This is a genomic window from Bacillus sp. 05T31, from assembly GCF_056396725.1.
This window is the reverse complement of sequence record NZ_JBFTMA010000681.1, coordinates 1-2409: the sequence shown is the minus strand read 5'-3', so window position 1 is coordinate 2409 and position 2409 is coordinate 1. Positions and strand designations below refer to the sequence as shown.

The 2409-nt window shown below is 35.5% G+C and carries 3 protein-coding genes; all 3 read right to left on the bottom strand.

Going from position 1 to position 2409, the window contains the following annotated elements; genetic code table 11:
- Positions 1 to 94 precede the first annotated feature (94 nt).
- A complete protein-coding gene (locus tag AC1DJR_RS26525) occupies positions 95 to 862 on the bottom strand; it encodes a tyrosine-protein phosphatase (protein ID WP_477003912.1) in 768 nt (255 codons plus the stop codon).
- 109 nt (positions 863 to 971) lie between these two features.
- Complete coding sequence (locus tag AC1DJR_RS26520; RefSeq protein ID WP_477003911.1) at positions 972 to 1676, bottom strand: CpsD/CapB family tyrosine-protein kinase; 705 nt, start codon at positions 1674 to 1676, stop codon at positions 972 to 974.
- Positions 1666 to 2409 (bottom strand): YveK family protein, encoded by a 744-nt coding sequence (locus tag AC1DJR_RS26515; RefSeq protein ID WP_477003910.1) that lies wholly within the window; start codon positions 2407 to 2409, stop codon positions 1666 to 1668. The genes AC1DJR_RS26520 and AC1DJR_RS26515 overlap by 11 nt, the downstream gene beginning before the upstream one ends.

The window sequence follows — 2409 nt, the reverse complement described above, 5'->3', positions numbered from 1 at the left end:
CGTCTAAGGTAGGCAAGAAATAAAAATTTCTACCCACAGCACGACCGAGTGCCCCCGTTGATAACGGTTAGGAGACATCACCAAAGCTCTTCAATTAAAAAATACCAAACAATTTTTTACGACGAATTTGTTCTGGATCTTCTTTATAAATTGCTTTTCCGCTAATTAATAAATACGGATTTTCTTTTAAATCATTCATAACGTTCATTCCGAATTCTTTTCCGATTAATTCGTAACTTTCCGCTAGATGAAATCCTCTTGATGTTGTGTTATGTGCATCTGATGCGATCATATGCGTTAAATTATGTTCAACGAGTTGTAGTGAGAATTTTTTTATCTTTTTGCCGAACTTTCCTAGTAAACTTCCCGCCGTTACTTGTGTTAATGCACCTTTACTTACAAGGTTATATAACTTATCTGGCCGCTCGATTAACTCGGCATTGCGTTCTGGATGAACGATAATTGGGATCATTCCTTTAACACGTAATTCATATAATAGTTGCTCTGCATAGCGAGGTACGTGATTAGATGGAAACTCAATTAATATGTATTTATTCGTTTCGTTTAAGGTAACGATTTTACTAGCTTCATAGTCTTCTAATAAATCACCATATAACCTGACCTCTTGCCCTGGTAAAATTTTCAGTGGAATTTCATTTTGTTGTAGTTCATCATTTAGTTGTTTTACTTGATGAATAATTGAAGTACGTTCATTTGTATATTTCCCGTTTTGATGGTGTGGTGTTGCGACGATTGTATGTATTCCTTCTTGGACAGCCTTTTGTGCCATGGCCAGACTATCTGTTACTGTTTGTGCACCATCATCGTTGCCAGGTAAAATGTGACAATGTAAATCAATCATTTGTTTCATCCTCCCTCTCTCATATAAAAATCTTTTTTCCTTTGAATATGAGTTATCTCATATTCAAAGGAAAAAAGGAGATATGTTTTTGCCATATCTCACTTTTTAATTAGTTTGCACCGTAGTAATAATATAAGCCTTGTTCACGTTCACGGTCGTTCAGGACAACGCCTAACAGTTTACCTTTAGCCGATTCTAACAATCCTTTTGCTTTTACCGCTGTTTCCTTTTCTGTCGATTCACTACGAACGACAAGAATAGATGCATCACACACATTCGCCATAATTTGCGCATCTGTTACAGCTAAAATTGGTGGTAAATCAAAGATGACTAAATCGTACATACTATATGCTTGCCCAAGAAGTTCTTTCATCGATTTCGAACCTAACAATTCCGCCGGATTTGGTGGGATTGGACCACACGCTAAAAAGTGTAAATTATCAACTAATGTCGTTTGTACACACTTCTCTAACCGTTCACTATGTGTTAATACATTCGTTAATCCGAAAATATTATCAACTTGGAACATTTGATGCATCGCTGGTTTACGCATATCTGCATCAATTAATAATACCTTCTTTCCTTGTTGAGCAAAAACAACTGCCATATTCGCTGTTGTCGTCGTTTTCCCTTCACTTGGGTTAGCAGACGTTACCATTAACGAATGTAAATTTGTATCAACAGATGCAAATTCGATATTCGTTCGAATATTACGATATTGTTCTGAAATTGGTGATTTCGGTTGTTGATGAGCAATTAATTGACGACGTTGACGATGATTTTTTTTCTTTTTAAATAAACTATTAAGAGCCAATTGTTTGTCCCCTCACTTTTCTTGATGATGGAGCATGTGATTTCACGCTTGCTGTTTCTTCATCCATACGAGCGACAATACCTAACACCGGCAAGCCAAGTAAGTTCTCTACATCTTCTTCCTTTTTCACTGTGTTATCTAAGTATTCTAGTAAGAATGCAAGACCAATTGAAGCCATTAAACCAACAATGAAAGCAATTGCTACATTTAACATTGGACGTGGCTTAATTGGAGATAGATTTTCTGCAACTTCTGCTTTTGATAAKAYTGTTACGTTATCAACACTCATRATTTTWGCAAYTTCACCTTGAAACACTTCTGCAGTTGTATTAGCAATATCACGAGCTAGTTTTGGGTCTTTATCTTGCGCAGTTACCGCCACTACTTGTGAGTCTTTCTCATTAGCTACTTCAATTTTATTGTTTAGCTCTTGTACTGTTATATTTAAACCTAGCTTTTCTTTCACTTGATCTAAGATTACTGGACTTTTAATAATAACCTTATATGTATTCGTTAATTGAATATTCGTTTGTACCTCATTATACTGAATTGCTGCCCCTTCTTGTTTCTTCTGATTCACAAGAATTTGCGTTGAAGATTGGTAGATTGGTGTCATGAAGAAGAAGCTAATGATAGCACTTACAATAGCTGCACCAAAGGCGATTACGAGGATCATTGCTAAACGTTTTTTTAAAATATAAAATAACTCTTTTAAACTAATTGTTTCTTCCAT

Bases quoted from the DNA above. Each gene is read 5' to 3' on its own strand.
- AC1DJR_RS26525 (WP_477003912.1), bottom strand. From the start codon at position 862: ATGATTGATTTACATTGTCACATTTTACCTGGCAACGATGATGGTGCA.